Source organism: Rathayibacter sp. AY1C4 (assembly GCF_002932195.1).
GTDB lineage: Bacteria > Actinomycetota > Actinomycetes > Actinomycetales > Microbacteriaceae > Rathayibacter.
Window position 1 is genome coordinate 44,630 of record NZ_PSWE01000021.1, and the last position, 16,099, is coordinate 60,728.

Consider the following 16,099-nt stretch of genomic DNA (forward strand, 5'->3'; position numbering starts at 1 on the left):
CTCGCCCTCCTCTCTCAGGCCCGAGCGGTCCCTTGCAGGCCTCCGGGCCGCGCCCGCGGGTCTCGAGTGGTGAACACGACCCGCCTGCGCGAGAGGCTCTCCGGCAGACGACCATCGACAAGGCGCCTTGCGCACTGATGCTCCGCTGCCGCCCGAGCTCCCGCGCCGCCGGGCGACCCGGCATGCTGGGGCAGGACTCCGCCGACGACGCGGATCGGAAGGACGCCATGACCCCGACGACCCCCTCCAGCCGCGAGAGCCTGCTGGTCACCCCTGACGAGCTCGCCGAGCTCATGGCCTCCACCGAGCCGCCGCTCGTCCTCGACGTGCGCTGGCGCCTCGACCGGCCCGACGGCCGCCCGGAGTACCTCGCGGGTCACCTGCCCGGCGCGGTGCACGTCGACCTCGATCACGAGCTGGCCGCCCACGGCGAGCCGGAGGAGGGGCGCCACCCGCTGCCTCCGATCGAGGTGCTGCAGGAGGCGGCGCGCGGCTGGGGGCTCCGCCGGGGCCGGTCCGTCGTCGTGTACGACGACGCGCGTAGCGTCCCGGCCGCGCGGGCCTGGTGGCTGCTGCGGGCGACGGGAGTGGAGGACGTCCGCCTGCTCGACGGGTCGCTCGCCGGCTGGATCCGCTCGGGGCGGGAGCTCGAGACGGGCGACGTCCCGCGCGAGCGGGGCGACGTCGAGCTGGCCTACGGTCGGCTCCCGGTGCTGGACATCCACGAGGCGGCGGCGCTGCCCTCGGCGGGCGTCCTGCTCGACGCCCGCGCCCCTGAGCGGTACCGCGGCGAGGTCGAGCCGATCGACCCGCGGGCGGGCCACATCCCCGGCGCTCGGAACGCTCCCGCGTCCGCGGCGCTCGACTCCGAGGGGCGGTTCCGGCCCGCCTCCGACCTGCGCGCCGGATTCGAGGCGCTCGGCGTGCGGGAGCACGCCCCCGTCGGCGTGTACTGCGGCAGCGGCGTCTCGGCCGCGGTCGACGTCGTCGCGCTCACGCTCGCGGGCTTCGCACCGGCGCTCTACCCGGGCTCCTGGTCGCAGTGGTCGAGCACGCCGGGCCGGACGGTGGCGACCGGCCCGGAGGCCTGAACCGCCTGCTCCGGAGTGCCCGCGGAGCTCAGCTGAGGCGGGAGTGCTCGCCGAGGTGGTGCCAGGTGCGGTTGTGGTAGACGAGCGGCGCCGTGGTCTCGGAGTCCTCGGGCACGTGGGCCTCGAGGGCGTGCACGGCGACGATCGTGGACGATCCCGCCTCCATGCGGTTGATCACCGTGCCGCGGATCCAGGCGGCGGCGCCCGGGAAGAACGGCTCGCCCGTGGGCAGCCGCGACCAGAGCGACGTGTCGGCGAAGCGGTCGATGCCGCTGGTCGAGCCCAGACGCGCCAGGTCGAGCTGCTCCGCCCCGAGCAGGTGCACGACCAGCGTCTCGGACGCCTGGATGGCCGGAGAGCTGGACGAGGCGGACGAGAGCGAGAAGACGAACAGCGGTGGCTCGGCGCTCACCGAGAAGACGGAGGTCGCGGTCAGGGCGACCGGGCCGGTGCCCGGGTCGGCGGTGATCAGCGCGACTCCGGCGGCGTGGTTGCGGAACGCGAGCTTGAAGTCCTCCGGGGAGAGTCCGGCGAAGGCGCGGTGCTCCGGCTCGCGGTCCGGGGTGGTGGCGAGGTTCTCGCGGCTCATCGGAGACTCCTGATCGATCGAGGGTGCGGCACGGGGTGGTGGCCCGCCGTCGCGCCGCAGCACGGCCCCTCCAGACTGGCGCACCGGCCGGGGGAGGGCCGCCCCATTGCGGAGTATGACGCCGCCACCTCGGGGAACGCCGATCCGCCGCTCCCTGTTCCCGATCACGCCCGATCGGGTGCCCGTCGTCGGCGCCGGCCTCCGCGCGCCCGTCGCTCGCCCTCAGCGCAACCCGTCGCTGCGGCCGCGGTCTGCGCGCAGACTCGAGGGCATGGCCCATCGTCAGCGCACGTCCACCGCGCATCCCGAGAGCAAGACCTGCGCCTCCTGCGGTCGCGAGATCGAGTGGCGCGCGAAGTGGGCACGGGACTGGGAGGACGTCCGCTACTGCTCGGACGCCTGCCGCCGTCGCGGAGTCGGACCGGAGGAGGCGCGGCTCGAGGAGGAGATCCGCACTGTCCTGCTCGCGCGAGCGGCGGCGTCGACGGCGTGCCCGTCCGAGGTCGCGCGCCGGGTCGGCGGCGAGGAGTGGCGGCCGCTGATGGAGCCCGCGCGCCGGGCCGCGCGCCGCCTGGTCGACCGGGGCGAGATCGACATCGTGCAGGGCGGACAGGTCGTCGACCCCTCGCGGGCGAAGGGCCCGATCCGGCTGCGGCGACGCCCCGGCGGACCCCTGTCGCCGGGCGGCGCCGCGGGCTAGCCTCAGCAGATGCCCAGCAGCGACGCCGTCGTCCTCACCGTCCCCGGACCGCACGGCGACCGGGAGGTGCGGATCTCGAGCCCCGAGCGCGTGCTCTTCCCGGAGCCGGGCATCACCAAACGCGAGGTCGCGGAGTACCTGATCGCCGTCGGCGAGCCGTTCGTCGCGGCGAACGGCGGCCGCCCCGTCTCGCTGCAGCGCTTCTCCTCCGGGATCGAGGGCGAGCAGTTCTTCTCGAAGAACCCGCCCAAGGGCGCGCCCGAGTACGTCCGGTCCGTCCCGGTGACGTACCCGAGCGGGCGGGTGCATCCGCAGCTCGTGATCGACGAGCCCGCGGCCGCCGTCTGGGCGGCGCAGATGAACACCGTCGTCTTCCACCCGTGGGCGTCCCGCGCCGATGCGCCCGACCTGCCCGACCAGCTCCGGATCGACCTCGACCCGCAGCCCGGCACCGACGTCGCCGACGCGGTCGTCGCCGCGCACGCGCTGCGGGAGGTCCTGCGGGAAGCCGGCCTCGACCCGTTCGTGAAGACGTCCGGCAACCGCGGCCTGCACGTCTTCGCGCCGATCGTCGCCGAGCACGAGTTCCTCGACGTCCGCCACGCGGTGATCGCCGCGGCGCGCGAGCTGGAGCGGCGGATGCCCGAGCAGGTCACGACGGCGTGGTGGAAGGAGGAGCGCGGCGAGCGGATCTTCGTCGACTTCAACCAGGCCAACCGCGACCGCACGATCGCCGGTGCCTACAGCCCGCGGCCGCTCGCGCACGCTCCCGTCTCCACTCCGCTGGACTGGGACGAGCTCGACGGCGTCGACCCGCGGGCCTTCACGATCCGCACGGTCCCGGCGCGCCTCGCCGAGCGCGGTGATCCGTGGGCCCGGATGCACGACGCCCCCGGTCACCTCGACGCCCTGCTCGGCTGGTGGGAGCGCGATGTCGCCGCCGGCCTCGGCGAGCTGCCGTTCCCGCCCGACTTCCCCAAGATGCCGGGCGAGCCGCCCCGCGTGCAGCCCAGCCGCGCGAAGAAGGCCTAGCCGAGGACGTCGCCGAGGTCGTACGCGGTCGGCTGCTCCAGCTGCTCCATGGTGCAGGAGGCGGCGTCGCGGTCCGGGCGCCAGCGCTCGAACTGAACGGTGTGCCGGAAGCGGTCGCCCTCGCGCTGGTCGTAGCGGACCTCGAGCACGAGCTCGGGACGCAGACGCACGAAGGAGGTGTCGCGGCCGCTCGAGAACCGGCTCCGCTCGCCCTCGCCGCGCACCGGTGCTCCCTCCGCGTCGCGCTCGACCGCGGGTGCGAGCTCCTCCAGGAGCTGCACGCGACGCTCGTCGCTGAAGGCCGAGGCCCCGCCGACCTGGCGGACCTCGCCGTCGTCGCCGTGCAGGCCGAGCAGGATCGAGCCCACGCCCGGCTTGGAGGCGTGCTCGCGGTACCCGATCGCGATCACGTCGGCCGTGCGGTGGTGCTTGACCTTGAGCACGGCGCGCTTCCCGGGGGAGTAGGGCGCGGCCAGGGGCTTCGCCACGACGCCGTCCAGTCCTGCGCCCTCGAAGCGCTCCAGCCAGTCGCGCGCCAGGGCCTCGTCGTCGGTGGCGCGGCCGAGGTGCAGCGGATGCGGGACGCCGGCCATCACCGCGGCGAGCGCCTCCCGCCGCGCCGAGTACGGCTCCTCGAGCATGCTGCGCCCGTCCACGGCGAGCAGGTCGAAGGCGACGAGCATCGCCGGGGTGGTCTCCGCCAGCATCCTCACGCGGCTCGCAGCCGGATGGATGCGCTGCGAGAGCAGGTCCCAGTCGAGCCGCTGGGCTCCCGGCTCGCCGGTCGCCAGGACGATCTCGCCGTCGAGCACGCAGCCGTCGGGGAGCAGCCGGAGGAAGGCCTCGACGAGCTCGGGGAAGTACCGGGTCAGCGGCTTGGAGCCGCGGCTCCCGATCTCGCACTCCCCGCCGGAGACCGAGACGATCGCGCGGAACCCGTCCCACTTCGGCTCGTAGGAGTATCCGCCCGCGACGGCGGTCTGCTCCGGCACCGCCGGAACGGCCTTGGCGAGCATCGGGGCGAGGGGGAGCGCGAACGGGAGGTCCATGCCCTGATCATCCCGGCCGCGGTCTCCGACCGCACCCCCTTCCGGAAGGCTGTGGACCGGCACGTTCCGGGCCCGCCGCGGAGGTTCGAGGCGTAGCGTTCCCGGCATGAGCATTGACTGGAAGCGCTGGACGCCCGTCGCCGTCGTCCCCGCGGTCGTCGTCGCCGCGGCCGTCGCCCTCCCCCTCTCGGCGAGCGCCGCGGGAGACCTCCCCGAGAAGTCCGCCGCCGACCTCCTCGCCTTCGTCGCCGAGAGCGACACCACGGCGTTCTCCGGCGAGATCCGGCAGACCTCGGACCTCGGCCTGCCCGACCTCTCGGCGCTCGGCGGCTCCGCCGGCTCGGCGTCCGCCGACCCCGCCGACTCCCTCGTCGAGCTCGCCACCGGCTCGCACCAGGCGCGCGTGTACGTCGACGCCGAGAAGGGCGTGCGCCTCCAGGTGCTCGACCGGCTCGCCGAGCGCGACGTCGTCGCCTCGACGACCGACGGAGTCTGGATCTACGACTCGAGCGCGAACACCGCCACCCACCTCGTGCCTCCCGCGGGCGGAGCCCCCGAGGCCTCGCCGGGCGATCAGGTCGTCACGCCGTCGTCCGCCACCGAGCAGCTGCTCGCCGCGATCGACCCGACGACCACGGTCGCGGTCGGCTCGGACGTCAGCGTCGCCGGGCGCGACGCGTACGAGCTCGTGCTCACGCCCCGCGACGGCGGCACCCTCGTGGGCTCCGTGACCGTCTCGGTCGACGGCGAGACGGGCCTCCCGCTCGGAGTAGCCGTGACCGCCCGCGGGGGCACCGCGCCCGCGTTCAGCGTCGCGTACACGAGTATCGACTTCTCGACGCCCGACGCGTCCCTCTTCTCCTTCACGCCCCCGGCCGGCGCCGAGGTGACGGAGCAGGCCGCTCCGGTCGACGACGAGGCGGACGCCTCCGACGCGCCCGCCGCGGACACGGCCGAGCACTCCGACGTCGTCACCACGGGCTCCGGCTGGACGAGCGTCGTCGAGCTGCCCGCCGGTGACGCCGACGCGCTCTCCTCGCTCGACGCGGTCACCACGCCGGTCGACGGCGGCCGCATCCTCTCCTCCGCCCTGCTGACCGTCCTCGTCACCGACGACGGACGCGTCCTCGCCGGCGCGGTCCCGGCCAAGACGCTCCGCGACGCGGCCTCCGCTCGGTGACGGCGGGCGAGCTCGCAGTCGAGACGCGGGGCCTCACCAAGCGCTTCGGGCGCCAGGAGGCGGTCTCCGGTCTCGACCTCGCCGTTCCCCGCGGCGCCGTCTTCGGCTTCCTCGGCCCGAACGGCTCGGGCAAGACCACGACGATCCGGATGCTGCTCGCCCTCGCCGCGCCGACCGCGGGCAGCATCACCGTCCTCGGGCAGGCCATGCCCCGGCGCGCGGCCGAGGTCCTGCCCCGGGTGGGGGCGCTGGTCGAGGGGCCGGGCTTCTACCCGTTCCTCTCCGGAGCGGCCAACCTCCGGCGCTTCGACGCCGCGGAGGCGGGCACCTCGTCCCGCACCCGCGACACCCGCGCGAAGGAGGCCCTCGCCCGCGTCGGCCTCTCGGCCGCGGCGCGCAAGAAGGTCGGCTCCTACTCCCTGGGCATGAAGCAGCGGCTCGGCATCGCGGTCGCCCTGCTCTCGCCGCGCGACCTGATCGTGCTGGACGAGCCCACGAACGGCCTCGACCCGCAGGGCACCCGCGAGGTCCGCGCTCTCGTGCGCGGACTGAACCAGGACGGCACGACCGTCCTCGTCTCCAGCCACCTCCTCGCCGAGATCGAGCAGCTCTGCACCCACGCCGCGGTCATGCGCACCGGTCGCCTCGTCGCCCAGGGCAGGCTCGACGAGCTGCGCGGGGACGCCGCCTCGGTCGAGCTGCTGACGCCCGACCGCGAGCGAGCGATCGTGGCCCTGCACACCCGGGGTCTGGAGCCGCGCACCGCGCCGGGCCCGCACCCCGCCGATCCGCCGCTGGTCGTCGCCGCTCTGCCGCCCGGGCTCGCGGCCGAGACGCTGGTGGCCGACCTCGTGCGGGCCGACGTCCGCGTCCGCGGGTTCGCCGTCCGCCGCCCCTCGCTCGAGGAGCGCTTCGTCGAGCTGACCGGGGAGGGCTTCGATGTCGAGCGCTGACGCGACCGTCCGCCGCGCGGGGATCGGGTCCCTGCTCGCCTCCGAGCTCGCCCTGCTCTTCCGCCGGCGCCGCACCTGGGCGCTGCTCGCGGCCCTGGCCGCCATCCCGATCCTGCTCGCCGTCGCGGTGCGGCTCTCGGGCGGCGACGGAGGCGGGCCCTCCTTCGTGGGCGCGATCGCCGGCAACGGCCTCTTCACCGGCTTCGCGGCCATCACGGTCGCCGTCCCGCTGTTCCTCCCGCTCACGGTCGGGGTCGTCGCCGGCGACGCGATCGCAGGCGAGGCCTCGCTCGGGACGCTGCGCTACCTGCTGGTCAGCCCCGTCGGCCGCGTGCGGCTGCTCGCGGTGAAGTTCGCCGCCTCCCTCGCCTTCTGCCTCGCCGCAGCACTCACCGTCATGGTGGTCGGGATCCTGATCGGCCTGGCGCTCTTCCCGGCGGGACCGGTGACGCTGCTCTCCGGCAGCGCCGTCCCGCTCGCCGACGCGATCGGCCGGGCCCTGGCGATCGCCGTGTACGCGGCGCTCTCGCTGGTCGGGCTCTCGGCGATCGGCCTCTTCATCTCGACGCTGACCGATGTGCCGGTCGGCGCCATGGCGGCCACCGTGGTCGTCTCCATCGCGGCGCAGATCGTCGGCTCGCTCTCGCAGCTGGACGCTTTCCACCCGTTCCTGCTGACCGATCGGTGGTTCGACTTCGCCGACCTCCTGCGCGACCCGATCGCGTGGAGCTCCTTCGGCGAGAACGCGCTGCTCCAGCTCGCCTACGTCGCCGTGTTCGGGTCGCTCGCGATCGGCCGCTTCACCACTCGCGACGTCCTCTCCTGATCCGGGGGACGACGGATGCCGCCCTCCCGCACTGCGGTGGGGGCGGCCTCCGGGTCGACGGGGTCAGCCCTGCGGAGCGATCCCGAAGCTGACGGAGCCGCCCTCGTCCACCTGCGCGTCGAGGACCTTGTCGCCGAGAGCGACGGAGGCGGCGACGTCGAGGAACACGCGCGCGCCGTCCTGCTCCACGACGGCGTCCGTCGTCTCGGGGGCCGCGGCGACCGCGACAGCGAAGTTGCGGGCGTCGAGATCGGTGCCGCTGATGCGCAGGCCTCCCTCGACGGGGGTCTCGGTCTGCCCGGTGATGGTCTTGACGACGGTGCTGGCGTTGTCGGTGAGCGTGAGCATCGGGTCGTTCCTTCCGTCCGTGGTCGATGAGGGGGCCACGTTGCCGGGATCCGGCGGCACCCTCAAGGCGGCGGAGCGGATGTGGAGGGGATGCACACCTGGACGGCCCGGGGAGTCGCGGCGCTCGCCGGAGCCGCGCCGGACCGGGGGCGCCGCATCGCCTGCCACACTGGCCGGATGCATCCCGCCGACTCCTGCCCCTGCGGAAGCCGCCGCCACTACGCCGACTGCTGCCGCCCCGCCCACCTCGGCGAGGAGACCTCGCCGACGGCGGAGCGCCTGATGCGCAGCCGCTACAGCGCGAACGTCCTCGGCAGCGCTCCCTACCTGCTCGCGAGCTGGGACCCCTCGACCCGGCCGCGCCGCATCGACCTCGATCCCGACGTCCAGTGGCGCCGGCTCCAGATCGTCGACACCTCGTTCGGCGGGGAGGGCGACGAGGAGGGCCTGGTCGAGTTCCGCGCCTCCTACCGCTCGCCCGCCGGCCCCGGCCTCGTGCACGAGCGCAGCCGCTTCCTGCGCGAGGACGGTCGCTGGCTCTACGTCGACGGCGAGATGCTCGGCGACGAGGCCTGATCCGTCCGGGCCGTCCTACTCTGGAGGCATGGCCAAGGACTTCCGCCGGGCGGACGACGCGTCGCGCTACGAGCTCCACCTCGACGGCGCCCTGGTGGGCGTCCTCGACTACCGCGAGGCGCCCGGCAGCGTCTCCCTCGTCCGCTCCTTCACGACTCCGCCTTTCCGCGGCCGCGGGCTCGCAGGGGAGCTGGTCTCCTTCGCCGTCGACGACATCGAGGCCGCCGGCGGGCGGAGCGTCGTGCCGATGTGCTGGTACGTCGGGCAGTGGTTCGAGCAGCACCCCGAGAAGGCGCACCTCCTCGCTCCCTCCTGAGCCGCTCGCTCACTCGCGGACCGCGGGCTCCACTCCGGCCAGGTCCGGGCCGAGGCCGATGTCGACCAGGCGCAGACGGCCCGCGTAGGAGTCGCCCGGAGGCAGCAGCAGACCGGCCTTGATCGCGCCGAAGGCGACCGTCACATCGGCGCGCAGCACGGTGGGATCGGGGACCGACCCATCGTCGGGATGGACGCCGCTCGGCAGGTCGACCGCGACGACCACCGGGCGCTCGGCCCGCCGCTCCAGCGCGTCGAGCACCGCCTCGACGACGACGCGCGGCCGCCCCCGCAGCGCGGGCTCCGTCGCTCCGATGCCGAGGATCCCGTCGACCAGGACATCCGCCCGCGCCACCGCCGCGGCGAGGCCGGGCGCGTCGTCGGCCGGCACCTGCCCGCAGCCCTCGTCGAGCGCCACGGCGAGGCCCCGGCGGTGCACCCGCTCGGCCGTGAGGACGAGGACGACGTCGGTTCCGGAGGAGGAGAGCTCGGCGGCCGCGTAGAGCGCGTCACCGCCGTTGTCGCCCGGACCGACCAGGACGAGCACCGAGCCCGGACGGGAGCGGTCGGAGCGCCCGGCGAGCACGAGACGCAGCTCGCGGGCCAGGCCGTCGGCGGCGCGCTGCATCAGCGGCTCCCGCCGGGCCAGGTGCGGAGCCTCGGCGGCCCGCACCTGCGCGGACGTGTATCCCTCGACCATGCGCTCCACTGTGCGCGCGGCGCAGCGGGCGTGCAACCCCGTCAGCTCTCCTGCACCGCCCGGTCCGACTCCTCGACGATCGCCCGCATCGCGACCTCCGCAGCGTCCGCGTCGCCCGAGGCGACGGCGGCGGCCACCGCCCGGTGCAGCCGCACCGCGGTGGAGTCGGCCTCGCGCGGCATGAGCGCGTTGCGGGTGCGGCCGGCGAGGACCTCGGCGACCAGATCGCCCAGCTGCGCGAGCATCCGGTTGCCGGACGCGGCCAGGAGGGAGCGGTGGAAGGCGGTGTCGGCGGCGAGGTAGGCGGACTGGTCGGCTGCGCGGGAGTGGGTGGAGAGGGCGTCGCCCGCCTCCGTGAGCGCCCGCCGCTGCTCCTCGGTCGCGTTCGCCGCTGCGAGCCGGGCGGCGAGCGGCTCCACCCCGAGTCGGAGCTCGCTGAGCTGGTGCAGCTGGCGCCGCCGGTCCGGGCCGTCCAGTCCCCACGCGACGACACGCGTGTCCAGGGCGTTCCAGCACTCCGGAGGCTGGACCCGCGTCCCCGCGCGGCGGCGGGACGTCACGAGCCCGAGCGTCTCGAGGACGCGCACGGCCTCCCGCATCACCGAGCGGGAGACCCCGCGCCGCTCCGCACGCTCGTCGGCGCTGAAGGTGGTGCCCGGCGCGAGCTCGCCGCGCACGATCTGCGAGCCGAGCTCGTCCAGCACCGAGTGGTGCAGCGAGGGCGTCGGCGCGGGCATGCGGTCATCCTGCCATCGCCGGAGTCGCGCCCCGGCCGATCTTCGGGCATGATCGGGACACACGCAGGTTATGTCGGACAAAAGCCGACCGCTGGCCGTCGGCTCGACCAAGGACGCTCATGACACCGACCCTCCTCCCCGCCCTCCGCGCCGCCGCCGGGGACGCCCCCGCCACCACCGCCGGGCAGTGGCAGCTGATCCTCGCCGCCGTCGTCGGCATCGCCGTGATCGTCGTGCTGATCACCTGGCTGAAGCTGCACCCCTTCGTCTCCCTGCTGATCGGAGCGCTGACGACGGGCCTGATCGCGGGGCTGGCGGCGGCGGACGCGGTCGCCAGCTTCGCGCTGGGGTTCGGCAACACCATGGGCGGCGTCGGCATCCTCATCGGCCTCGGCGCGATGTACGGCAAGCTCCTCGCCGACTCGGGCGGCGCGGACCGCATCGTGGACACCCTCATCGCCCGCTCGAGCACTCGCGCGCTGCCCTGGATGATGGGCTTCGTCGGCGCGCTGATCGGGCTGCCGATGTTCTTCGAGGTCGGGCTCGTGCTGCTGATCCCGGTCGTGATCCTGGTCGCCCGCCGGAGCGGTCTGCCGCTGATGAAGGTGGCGATCCCGACGCTCGCCGGCCTCTCGGTGATGCACGGCCTCGTCCCGCCCCACCCCGGACCGCTGGTCGCGATCGACGCGCTCGGCGCGAACCTCGGCGTGACCCTCGCGTTCGGCGTCCTGGTCGCGATCCCCACCGTCGTCGTCGCCGGCCCGCTCTTCGGCCGGGTCGCCGCCCGCTGGGCGCCGGTGGAGACGCCGCCGCTCTTCGGCGAGGGCGCGGGCGAGACGCGCGAGCACCGCCCGGGCTTCGCCGCCGCCGTCGCGAGCATCCTGCTGCCGGTCGTGCTGATGCTGGGCAAGGCGATCGCCGACATCGCGGCCCCGGGCTCCACGGACGCCTGGAAGGGCGCCCTCGACTTCCTCGGCACGCCGACCATCGCGCTGGGGATCGCGCTCCTGGCCGGTCTGGTCCTGCTCGGCCGCGGCGGCCGGATGAACCGCACCGAGCTGCAGGCCTCGCTCTCGAGCTCGCTGCCGCCGATCGCGGGCATCCTGCTCATCGTCGGCGCGGGCGGCGGTTTCAAGCAGGTCCTCGTCGACACCGGGATCGGCGGGGTGGTCGCCCAGCTCGCGGAGGGGAGCGGCGCCTCGGCGCTGCTGCTCGCCTGGCTCGTGGCCGTCGTGATCCGCGTCGCCACCGGCTCCGCGACCGTCGCCACCGTGACCGCCGCAGGGATCCTCCAGCCGCTGACCGAGACCATGGACGGGCCGATGGTCGCCCTCATGGTGCTCGCGATCGGCGCCGGCTCGGTGTTCCTGTCGCACGTCAACGACGCCGGGTTCTGGCTGGTGAAGGAGTACCTCGGGCTCAGCATCGGCCAGACGCTCAAGACCTGGACCGTGATGGAGTGCCTGGTCTCGGTGACCGGGCTCGCCGGGGTCCTCCTGATCGGTCTCTTCGTAGGAGGTATCTGATGACCGCTCTTCCCACCGTCCCCGTCCGCGCCGTCGTCGTCATGGGCGTCTCCGGCAGCGGCAAGTCGACCGTCGCGTCGCTCCTGGCGCGCCGACTGGGCTGGGAGTTCCTCGAGGGGGACGACCTGCACCCGCAGGCGAACGTCGACAAGATGCACGCCGGCATCCCGCTGACCGACGAGGACCGGGCGCCCTGGCTGGCCGAGATCGCCCGCGTGGTGGACCAGCGGATCGCCGCGGGCGGCTCGGTCGTCGTGACCTGTTCGGCCCTGCGCCGCCGCTACCGCGACGTCCTGCGCCGCGACGACCTCGTCTTCGCGCACCTCGCGGGATCGAGGGACCGTATCGCCGGGCGGCTCGCCTCGCGGGTCGGCCACTTCATGCCGACCACGCTGCTCGACTCGCAGTTCGAGGCGCTCGAGCCCCTCGGCGACGACGAGCTCCACGTCACGGTCGACGTGGGCGGCGCTCCGGAGGAGGAGATCACCGAGATCCTCGGGGGGCTCGGCCTCGCGCCCGCGGGCGCCTAGAGCAGCAGCGACTCCACCGGCACGGCCGGGAGGTCGAAGGCCGCGGCGACGGCGGTGTTCGTCACCCGGCCGTCGTGGGTGCTCAGGCCGCGGGCGAGCGCCGGGTCGGCGGCCAGGGCGGCCCGCCACCCGCGGTCGGCCAGCGCGAGCGCGTAGGGGAGCGTCGCGTTGGTGAGTGCGCGGGTCGAGGTCTCGGGGACGGCGCCGGGCATGTTCGCGACGCAGTAGTAGACGCTCCGGTGCACGGGGAACACCGGGTCGTCGTGCGTGGTCGGACGCGAGCCCTCGAAGCAGCCGCCCTGGTCGATCGCGATGTCGACCAGCACCGAGCCCGGCTTCATCGTGGCGACCATCTCGTCGGTCACCAGCTTGGGCGCCTTGGCGCCCGGGATGAGGACGGATCCGATCACGAGGTCGGCGTCGGCCAGCTGCGCGGCGATCTCGTAGGCCGAGGAGGCGCGGGTCTGGATCGCGCCCTGGAAGCGGTTCTCGAGCTGCGCGAGGCGGGGGAGCGAGAGGTCGACGATCGTGACGTCGGCCCCCATGCCGAGGGCGTTCGCCGCGGCGTGCTCGCCGGCCGTGCCGCCGCCGATCACGACGACCTTCGCCTTCGGAGTGCCGGGGACCCCGCCGAGCAGCGTGCCCCGTCCGCCGACGGCGCTCATGAGGTGGTAGGCGCCGACCGTGATCGACAAGCGCCCGGCGACCTCGCTCATCGGCGAGAGCAGCGGCAGCCGCCGGTCGTCCAGCTGGACCGTCTCGTAGGCGATGGAGGTCGTCCCCGCCGCGAGCAGCGCATCGGTGCACGGGCGGGAGGCGGCGAGGTGGAGGTAGGTGAAGAGCACCTGGTCGCGGCGCATCCGCGGGTACTCGGCCTCGATCGGCTCCTTGACCTTGAGGACCAGCTCGGACTCGCCCCAGACCTCGTCGGGCCCGTCGACGACGAGGGCGCCGGCGCGGCGGAAGTCGTCGTCCGACACGCGCGAGCCCAGGCCCGCGCCGGCCTCGACGAGGACCTCGTGGCCGCGGCGCACCAGCTCGTGGACGCCGGCCGGAGTGGCGGCGACCCGGTTCTCGTTGTTCTTGATCTCGGTGGGGATCCCGACGCGCACGGCGGCTCCTTCGCTGCGGCCCGCGGGGCGGGCGGTGGGCGCCGATCCTGCACCGGCTCTGCCCCCATCGTGCGAAGATCGTGCCCGGAGCGGAGGAACTCCGCAGGATCGGTCGGAAGTCACCGCACGGGCCGAAGGTTCGTCGGCGGAGTGAGGGAGCGGGCGCATGCCACCGAAGGATCTGCACGACCTCGACGACCTGGATCCGGTCGATCGGACCCTGGTGCGCCTCCTCCGCGCCGACGCGCGGACGCCCAACAGCCGGCTCGCCGAGCGCGCCGGCATCGCCCCGTCGACCTGCGTCGCACGCGTCCGGGGCCTCGTCGAGCGCGGCGTCATCACCGGCTTCACCGCCGAGCTCGACCCGGCGGCGCTCGGCCTGACCCTGCAGGCGCTGATCAGCGTCAGCATCCGCGTCGGCCAGCGCCAGGCGATCACGCGCTTCGCGGAGGAGATCCGCGCGCTGCCCGAGGTGGTGCAGGTGTTCTTCCTCGGCGGCTCGGAGGACTTCATCATCCACGTCGCGGTCCGCGACTCCAGCGACGTGCGGGACTTCGTGGTCTCGAACCTCTCGGCGAACCCGGCGGTGGCCTCGACGCGCACGAGCCTGGTGTTCGACCACCACCGCAAGGGCCCGGCGGTCCCCGAGTAGCGCGGGCAGGTGCGGGTCCGAGCGGCCGCTCGGCCCGCGTCCGTCCCTCGGGGCTAGTGCGCCCCGGGGTTCACGTCGCCGCCCCCGCGCTGCATGAGGCCGGGGATGCGCTTGGCGAGCCCCGGGATCGCCTCGTCCGAGATCGAGATCCGCGTGTCGCGCAGGCGCTGGCGCAGCAGGGTCTCGACGTCCTCCTCCGGTCGCAGCTCGGCGTCGCCGGCGACCTGCAGCAGCACGCCGCGCAGCTTCTCGTCGAGCTGCGCGTCGTCGCTGCCGTGCTGGATCGGGTGGTCCTGGGATGCGTTCGTCATGCCTCCATGCTGGCACCGGCGACCCCGTGCCGAGAGGACTTGCGCCGCGGCAGGATGGTCGCATGCCGTTCACCCGCGCCGAGCTCGCAGCGTTCCAGGACCGCACCGTCGAGGACCTGCTGGGCGACGACGTCCGGCTCCTCTTCGTCGGCATCAACCCGGGACTGTGGACCGCCGCCACCGGCGCGCACTTCGCCCACCCCGGCAACCGCTTCTACCCGGCGCTCGTCGCGGCCGGGATCCTCGAGCGCGCGCCGCGCGTGTCCGAGGGGATGAGCGCTGCGGACCGCGCGGAGCTCGTCTCCCGCGGCGTCGGCATCACCAATCTCGCCTCCCGGGCGACCGCCCGCGCCGACGAGCTGACCGCGGAGGAGCTGCGCGAGGGCGCTCAGCGGCTGGTCGCCACCGTGGAGCGGGTGCGGCCCCGGGCCGTCGCGGTCGTCGGCATCACCGCCTACCGGATCGCGTTCGGACGCCGCAGGGCGGTGCAGGGCAGGCAGGAGGAGGACGTGGCGGGCGCGCCGCTCTGGGTGCTGCCGAACCCGAGCGGCCTGAACGCGCACGACACCGTCGCCTCGCTCGGGCGCGCCTACCGCGAGCCGGCGCTCGAGGCGGGGATCGTCGCTTCCGACGCGCTCCTGCCCGGGGACGTCGGACCCCGCCCGTAGGAATAGCCGTCGACCCCCGGAGGTTGCAGAAGTCCATGAGTATGCATGAAGTCAAGTTCGGCGTCGACACGTTCGGCGACGTCACCGCCGGCCCCGACGGCGCCCCGCTGCCGCACGGCCAGGTCCTCCGCGACGTGGTCGAGGAGGGAGTCCTGGCCGACCGGGTCGGCATCGACTTCTTCGGGATCGGCGAGCACCACCGCGCCGACTTCGCCGTGAGCGCACCGGATGTCGTGCTCGCCGCCATCGCGGCCCGCACCGAGCGCATCCACCTCGGCTCCGCCGTGACGGTCCTCTCCTCGGACGACCCGGTGCGCGTCTACCAGCGCTTCGCCACCCTCGACGGACTCTCCGGCGGCCGGGCCGAGGTCATCCTCGGCCGCGGCTCCTTCACGGAGTCCTTCCCGCTCTTCGGCTACGACCTCGCGCAGTACGAGGTCCTCTTCGAGGAGAAGCTCGACCTCTTCCACGCCCTGATCCAGGGCGGCCCGGTCACCTGGCAGGGCACGACCCGCCCCGCGCTCACCGAGCAGAGCGTCTACCCGACCCTCGACAACGGCACCCTCCGCACCTGGATCGGCGTCGGCGGCAGCCCGGAGTCGGTCGTCCGCGCCGCCCGGTACGGCTTCCCGCTCGTCCTGGCGATCATCGGCGGCTCGCCGGCCCGCTTCCGCCCCTACGTCGAGCTCTTCGGCCGCGCGCTCGACCAGCTCGAGCAGCCCCGCCTCCCGGTCGCCGTGCACTCGCCCGGCTTCGTCGCCGACACCGACGAGGAGGCGCGCGAGCTGTACTTCCCGCACCACAAGGCGATGATGGACGCCATCGGCCGCGAGCGCGGCTGGTCCCCGATGACCCGCGAGCGCTTCGAGGAGGAGGCCGGCCCCGACGGCGCCATCCACCTCGGCTCGCCCGAGACGGTCGCCCGGAAGATCGCGCGAACGGTCGAGGCCCTGGGCATCGACCGCTTCGACCTCAAGTACAGCGCCGGGACGCTGCCGCACCCGGCGATCATGCGCAACATCGAGCTCTACGGCACGCAGGTCATCCCGCGGGTGCGCGAGATGCTCGCGCACTGACCCCCGCCGGGCGCCCGTTCTCCGCCGGGCGCTCGGCGCGTTTCGAGCCGACGCGGTGCGCGCTCCCACCGGGCGCCCGGCCCGCGTCGATACACTCGGAACCCCCCCCGCCCCGACCCTCCCGGAAG

Annotated in this window: 20 protein-coding genes; 13 read left to right on the forward strand and 7 right to left on the reverse strand. The window is 74.4% G+C overall.

The window, feature by feature from the left end; translation table 11 throughout:
- The first annotated feature begins 227 nt into the window (after positions 1-227).
- Positions 228-1,091 carry a sulfurtransferase gene (locus tag C5C99_RS11685; RefSeq protein WP_104324609.1) on the forward strand — a complete coding sequence of 288 codons (864 nt, stop codon included), beginning with the start codon at positions 228-230 and terminating at the stop codon, positions 1,089-1,091.
- A 28-nt stretch (positions 1,092-1,119) separates the two neighbouring features.
- Here C5C99_RS11685 and C5C99_RS11690 read toward each other — a convergent pair whose 3' ends face one another.
- Positions 1,120-1,680: a flavin reductase family protein gene (locus C5C99_RS11690; RefSeq protein ID WP_104222547.1), complete on the reverse strand. Its 561-nt coding sequence runs from the start codon at positions 1,678-1,680 to the stop codon at positions 1,120-1,122.
- A gap of 271 nt (positions 1,681-1,951) precedes the next feature.
- Between C5C99_RS11690 and C5C99_RS11695 the strand changes: the two genes are divergently transcribed.
- Together C5C99_RS11695 and ligD are read left to right on the forward strand one after the other, a co-directional pair.
- On the forward strand, positions 1,952-2,380 hold the full coding sequence (locus tag C5C99_RS11695) for a DUF2256 and DUF3253 domain-containing protein (protein ID WP_104340104.1): 429 nt from the start codon (positions 1,952-1,954) through the stop codon (positions 2,378-2,380).
- 9 nt (positions 2,381-2,389) lie between these two features.
- Positions 2,390-3,412: a non-homologous end-joining DNA ligase gene (gene ligD / locus C5C99_RS11700; RefSeq protein WP_181027141.1), complete on the forward strand. Its 1,023-nt coding sequence runs from the start codon at positions 2,390-2,392 to the stop codon at positions 3,410-3,412.
- Here ligD and C5C99_RS11705 read toward each other — a convergent pair.
- Positions 3,409-4,461, reverse strand: coding sequence for an ATP-dependent DNA ligase (locus C5C99_RS11705; RefSeq protein WP_104340105.1), 1,053 nt, complete (start codon positions 4,459-4,461; stop codon positions 3,409-3,411). The genes ligD and C5C99_RS11705 overlap by 4 nt on opposite strands.
- A 106-nt stretch (positions 4,462-4,567) precedes the next feature.
- On the opposite strand from C5C99_RS11705, the gene C5C99_RS11710 reads away from it, so the two are divergent.
- The 3 genes from C5C99_RS11710 to C5C99_RS11720 are packed head-to-tail and all read left to right on the forward strand — an operon-like array spanning position 4,568 to position 7,420.
- Positions 4,568-5,641, forward strand: a complete 1,074-nt coding sequence (locus C5C99_RS11710; RefSeq protein WP_104340106.1) for a DUF2092 domain-containing protein — start codon at positions 4,568-4,570, stop codon at positions 5,639-5,641.
- Complete coding sequence (locus tag C5C99_RS11715; RefSeq protein WP_104340107.1) at positions 5,638-6,594, forward strand: ABC transporter ATP-binding protein; 957 nt, start codon at positions 5,638-5,640, stop codon at positions 6,592-6,594. The genes C5C99_RS11710 and C5C99_RS11715 overlap by 4 nt, the downstream gene beginning before the upstream one ends.
- A complete protein-coding gene (locus C5C99_RS11720) occupies positions 6,581-7,420 on the forward strand; it encodes an ABC transporter permease (protein WP_104340108.1) in 840 nt (279 codons plus the stop codon). The genes C5C99_RS11715 and C5C99_RS11720 overlap by 14 nt, the downstream gene beginning before the upstream one ends.
- 63 nt (positions 7,421-7,483) lie before the next feature.
- On the opposite strand, the gene C5C99_RS11725 is transcribed toward C5C99_RS11720, so the two are convergent.
- Positions 7,484-7,768 (reverse strand): hypothetical protein, encoded by a 285-nt coding sequence (locus tag C5C99_RS11725; RefSeq protein WP_104225397.1) that lies wholly within the window; start codon positions 7,766-7,768, stop codon positions 7,484-7,486.
- Positions 7,769-7,945: 177 nt separating this feature from the next.
- Between C5C99_RS11725 and C5C99_RS11730 the strand changes: the two genes are divergently transcribed.
- Both C5C99_RS11730 and C5C99_RS11735 read left to right on the forward strand, forming a co-directional pair.
- Complete coding sequence (locus C5C99_RS11730) at positions 7,946-8,344, forward strand: YchJ family protein (protein ID WP_104340115.1); 399 nt, start codon at positions 7,946-7,948, stop codon at positions 8,342-8,344.
- Positions 8,345-8,372: 28 nt separating this feature from the next.
- Complete coding sequence (locus C5C99_RS11735; RefSeq protein ID WP_104222554.1) at positions 8,373-8,660, forward strand: GNAT family N-acetyltransferase; 288 nt, start codon at positions 8,373-8,375, stop codon at positions 8,658-8,660.
- 9 nt (positions 8,661-8,669) lie between these two features.
- On the opposite strand, the gene C5C99_RS11740 is transcribed toward C5C99_RS11735, so the two are convergent.
- Together C5C99_RS11740 and C5C99_RS11745 are read right to left on the reverse strand one after the other, a co-directional pair.
- Positions 8,670-9,359: an NAD(P)H-hydrate epimerase gene (locus tag C5C99_RS11740; protein WP_104340109.1), complete on the reverse strand. Its 690-nt coding sequence runs from the start codon at positions 9,357-9,359 to the stop codon at positions 8,670-8,672.
- 41 nt (positions 9,360-9,400) lie between these two features.
- Positions 9,401-10,096 (reverse strand): FadR/GntR family transcriptional regulator, encoded by a 696-nt coding sequence (locus C5C99_RS11745; protein WP_104340110.1) that lies wholly within the window; start codon positions 10,094-10,096, stop codon positions 9,401-9,403.
- A 119-nt stretch (positions 10,097-10,215) separates the two neighbouring features.
- On the opposite strand from C5C99_RS11745, the gene C5C99_RS11750 reads away from it, so the two are divergent.
- Both C5C99_RS11750 and C5C99_RS11755 read left to right on the forward strand, forming a co-directional pair.
- Positions 10,216-11,622 carry a GntP family permease gene (locus tag C5C99_RS11750; RefSeq protein ID WP_104340111.1) on the forward strand — a complete coding sequence of 469 codons (1,407 nt, stop codon included), beginning with the start codon at positions 10,216-10,218 and terminating at the stop codon, positions 11,620-11,622.
- Entirely contained in the window at positions 11,622-12,152 is a 531-nt protein-coding gene (locus C5C99_RS11755; RefSeq protein WP_104340112.1) for a gluconokinase, read from the forward strand. Before C5C99_RS11750 ends, C5C99_RS11755 begins: the two co-directional genes overlap by 1 nt.
- Here C5C99_RS11755 and ald read toward each other — a convergent pair.
- Complete coding sequence (gene ald, locus C5C99_RS11760) at positions 12,149-13,264, reverse strand: alanine dehydrogenase (protein ID WP_104250738.1); 1,116 nt, start codon at positions 13,262-13,264, stop codon at positions 12,149-12,151. The genes C5C99_RS11755 and ald overlap by 4 nt on opposite strands.
- A 166-nt stretch (positions 13,265-13,430) precedes the next feature.
- On the opposite strand from ald, the gene C5C99_RS11765 reads away from it, so the two are divergent.
- A complete protein-coding gene (locus tag C5C99_RS11765) occupies positions 13,431-13,916 on the forward strand; it encodes an Lrp/AsnC family transcriptional regulator (protein ID WP_104222560.1) in 486 nt (161 codons plus the stop codon).
- A 53-nt stretch (positions 13,917-13,969) separates the two neighbouring features.
- Here the strand turns inward: C5C99_RS11765 and C5C99_RS11770 are convergent, their stop codons facing one another.
- A complete protein-coding gene (locus C5C99_RS11770; protein WP_104222561.1) occupies positions 13,970-14,227 on the reverse strand; it encodes a hypothetical protein in 258 nt (85 codons plus the stop codon).
- 62 nt (positions 14,228-14,289) lie between these two features.
- Between C5C99_RS11770 and C5C99_RS11775 the strand changes: the two genes are divergently transcribed.
- Complete coding sequence (locus tag C5C99_RS11775) at positions 14,290-14,895, forward strand: mismatch-specific DNA-glycosylase (RefSeq protein ID WP_104340113.1); 606 nt, start codon at positions 14,290-14,292, stop codon at positions 14,893-14,895.
- 41 nt (positions 14,896-14,936) lie between these two features.
- On the forward strand, positions 14,937-15,971 hold the full coding sequence (locus C5C99_RS11780; RefSeq protein WP_104340114.1) for an LLM class flavin-dependent oxidoreductase: 1,035 nt from the start codon (positions 14,937-14,939) through the stop codon (positions 15,969-15,971).
- The last annotated feature ends 128 nt before the right edge of the window (positions 15,972-16,099 follow it).

Coding starts and splice junctions, on each gene's coding strand:
- C5C99_RS11685 (WP_104324609.1), top strand. CDS start 228: ATGACCCCGACGACCCCCTCCAGCCGCGAGAGCCTGCTGGTCACCCCT.
- C5C99_RS11690 (WP_104222547.1), bottom strand. CDS start 1,680: ATGAGCCGCGAGAACCTCGCCACCACCCCGGACCGCGAGCCGGAGCAC.
- C5C99_RS11695 (WP_104340104.1), top strand. CDS start 1,952: ATGGCCCATCGTCAGCGCACGTCCACCGCGCATCCCGAGAGCAAGACC.
- ligD (WP_181027141.1), top strand. CDS start 2,390: ATGCCCAGCAGCGACGCCGTCGTCCTCACCGTCCCCGGACCGCACGGC.
- C5C99_RS11705 (WP_104340105.1), bottom strand. CDS start 4,461: ATGGACCTCCCGTTCGCGCTCCCCCTCGCCCCGATGCTCGCCAAGGCC.
- C5C99_RS11710 (WP_104340106.1), top strand. CDS start 4,568: ATGAGCATTGACTGGAAGCGCTGGACGCCCGTCGCCGTCGTCCCCGCG.
- C5C99_RS11720 (WP_104340108.1), top strand. CDS start 6,581: ATGTCGAGCGCTGACGCGACCGTCCGCCGCGCGGGGATCGGGTCCCTG.
- C5C99_RS11725 (WP_104225397.1), bottom strand. CDS start 7,768: ATGCTCACGCTCACCGACAACGCCAGCACCGTCGTCAAGACCATCACC.
- C5C99_RS11730 (WP_104340115.1), top strand. CDS start 7,946: ATGCATCCCGCCGACTCCTGCCCCTGCGGAAGCCGCCGCCACTACGCC.
- C5C99_RS11735 (WP_104222554.1), top strand. CDS start 8,373: ATGGCCAAGGACTTCCGCCGGGCGGACGACGCGTCGCGCTACGAGCTC.
- C5C99_RS11740 (WP_104340109.1), bottom strand. CDS start 9,359: ATGGTCGAGGGATACACGTCCGCGCAGGTGCGGGCCGCCGAGGCTCCG.
- C5C99_RS11745 (WP_104340110.1), bottom strand. CDS start 10,096: ATGCCCGCGCCGACGCCCTCGCTGCACCACTCGGTGCTGGACGAGCTC.
- C5C99_RS11750 (WP_104340111.1), top strand. CDS start 10,216: ATGACACCGACCCTCCTCCCCGCCCTCCGCGCCGCCGCCGGGGACGCC.
- C5C99_RS11755 (WP_104340112.1), top strand. CDS start 11,622: ATGACCGCTCTTCCCACCGTCCCCGTCCGCGCCGTCGTCGTCATGGGC.
- C5C99_RS11765 (WP_104222560.1), top strand. CDS start 13,431: ATGCCACCGAAGGATCTGCACGACCTCGACGACCTGGATCCGGTCGAT.
- C5C99_RS11770 (WP_104222561.1), bottom strand. CDS start 14,227: ATGACGAACGCATCCCAGGACCACCCGATCCAGCACGGCAGCGACGAC.
- C5C99_RS11775 (WP_104340113.1), top strand. CDS start 14,290: ATGCCGTTCACCCGCGCCGAGCTCGCAGCGTTCCAGGACCGCACCGTC.
- C5C99_RS11780 (WP_104340114.1), top strand. CDS start 14,937: ATGCATGAAGTCAAGTTCGGCGTCGACACGTTCGGCGACGTCACCGCC.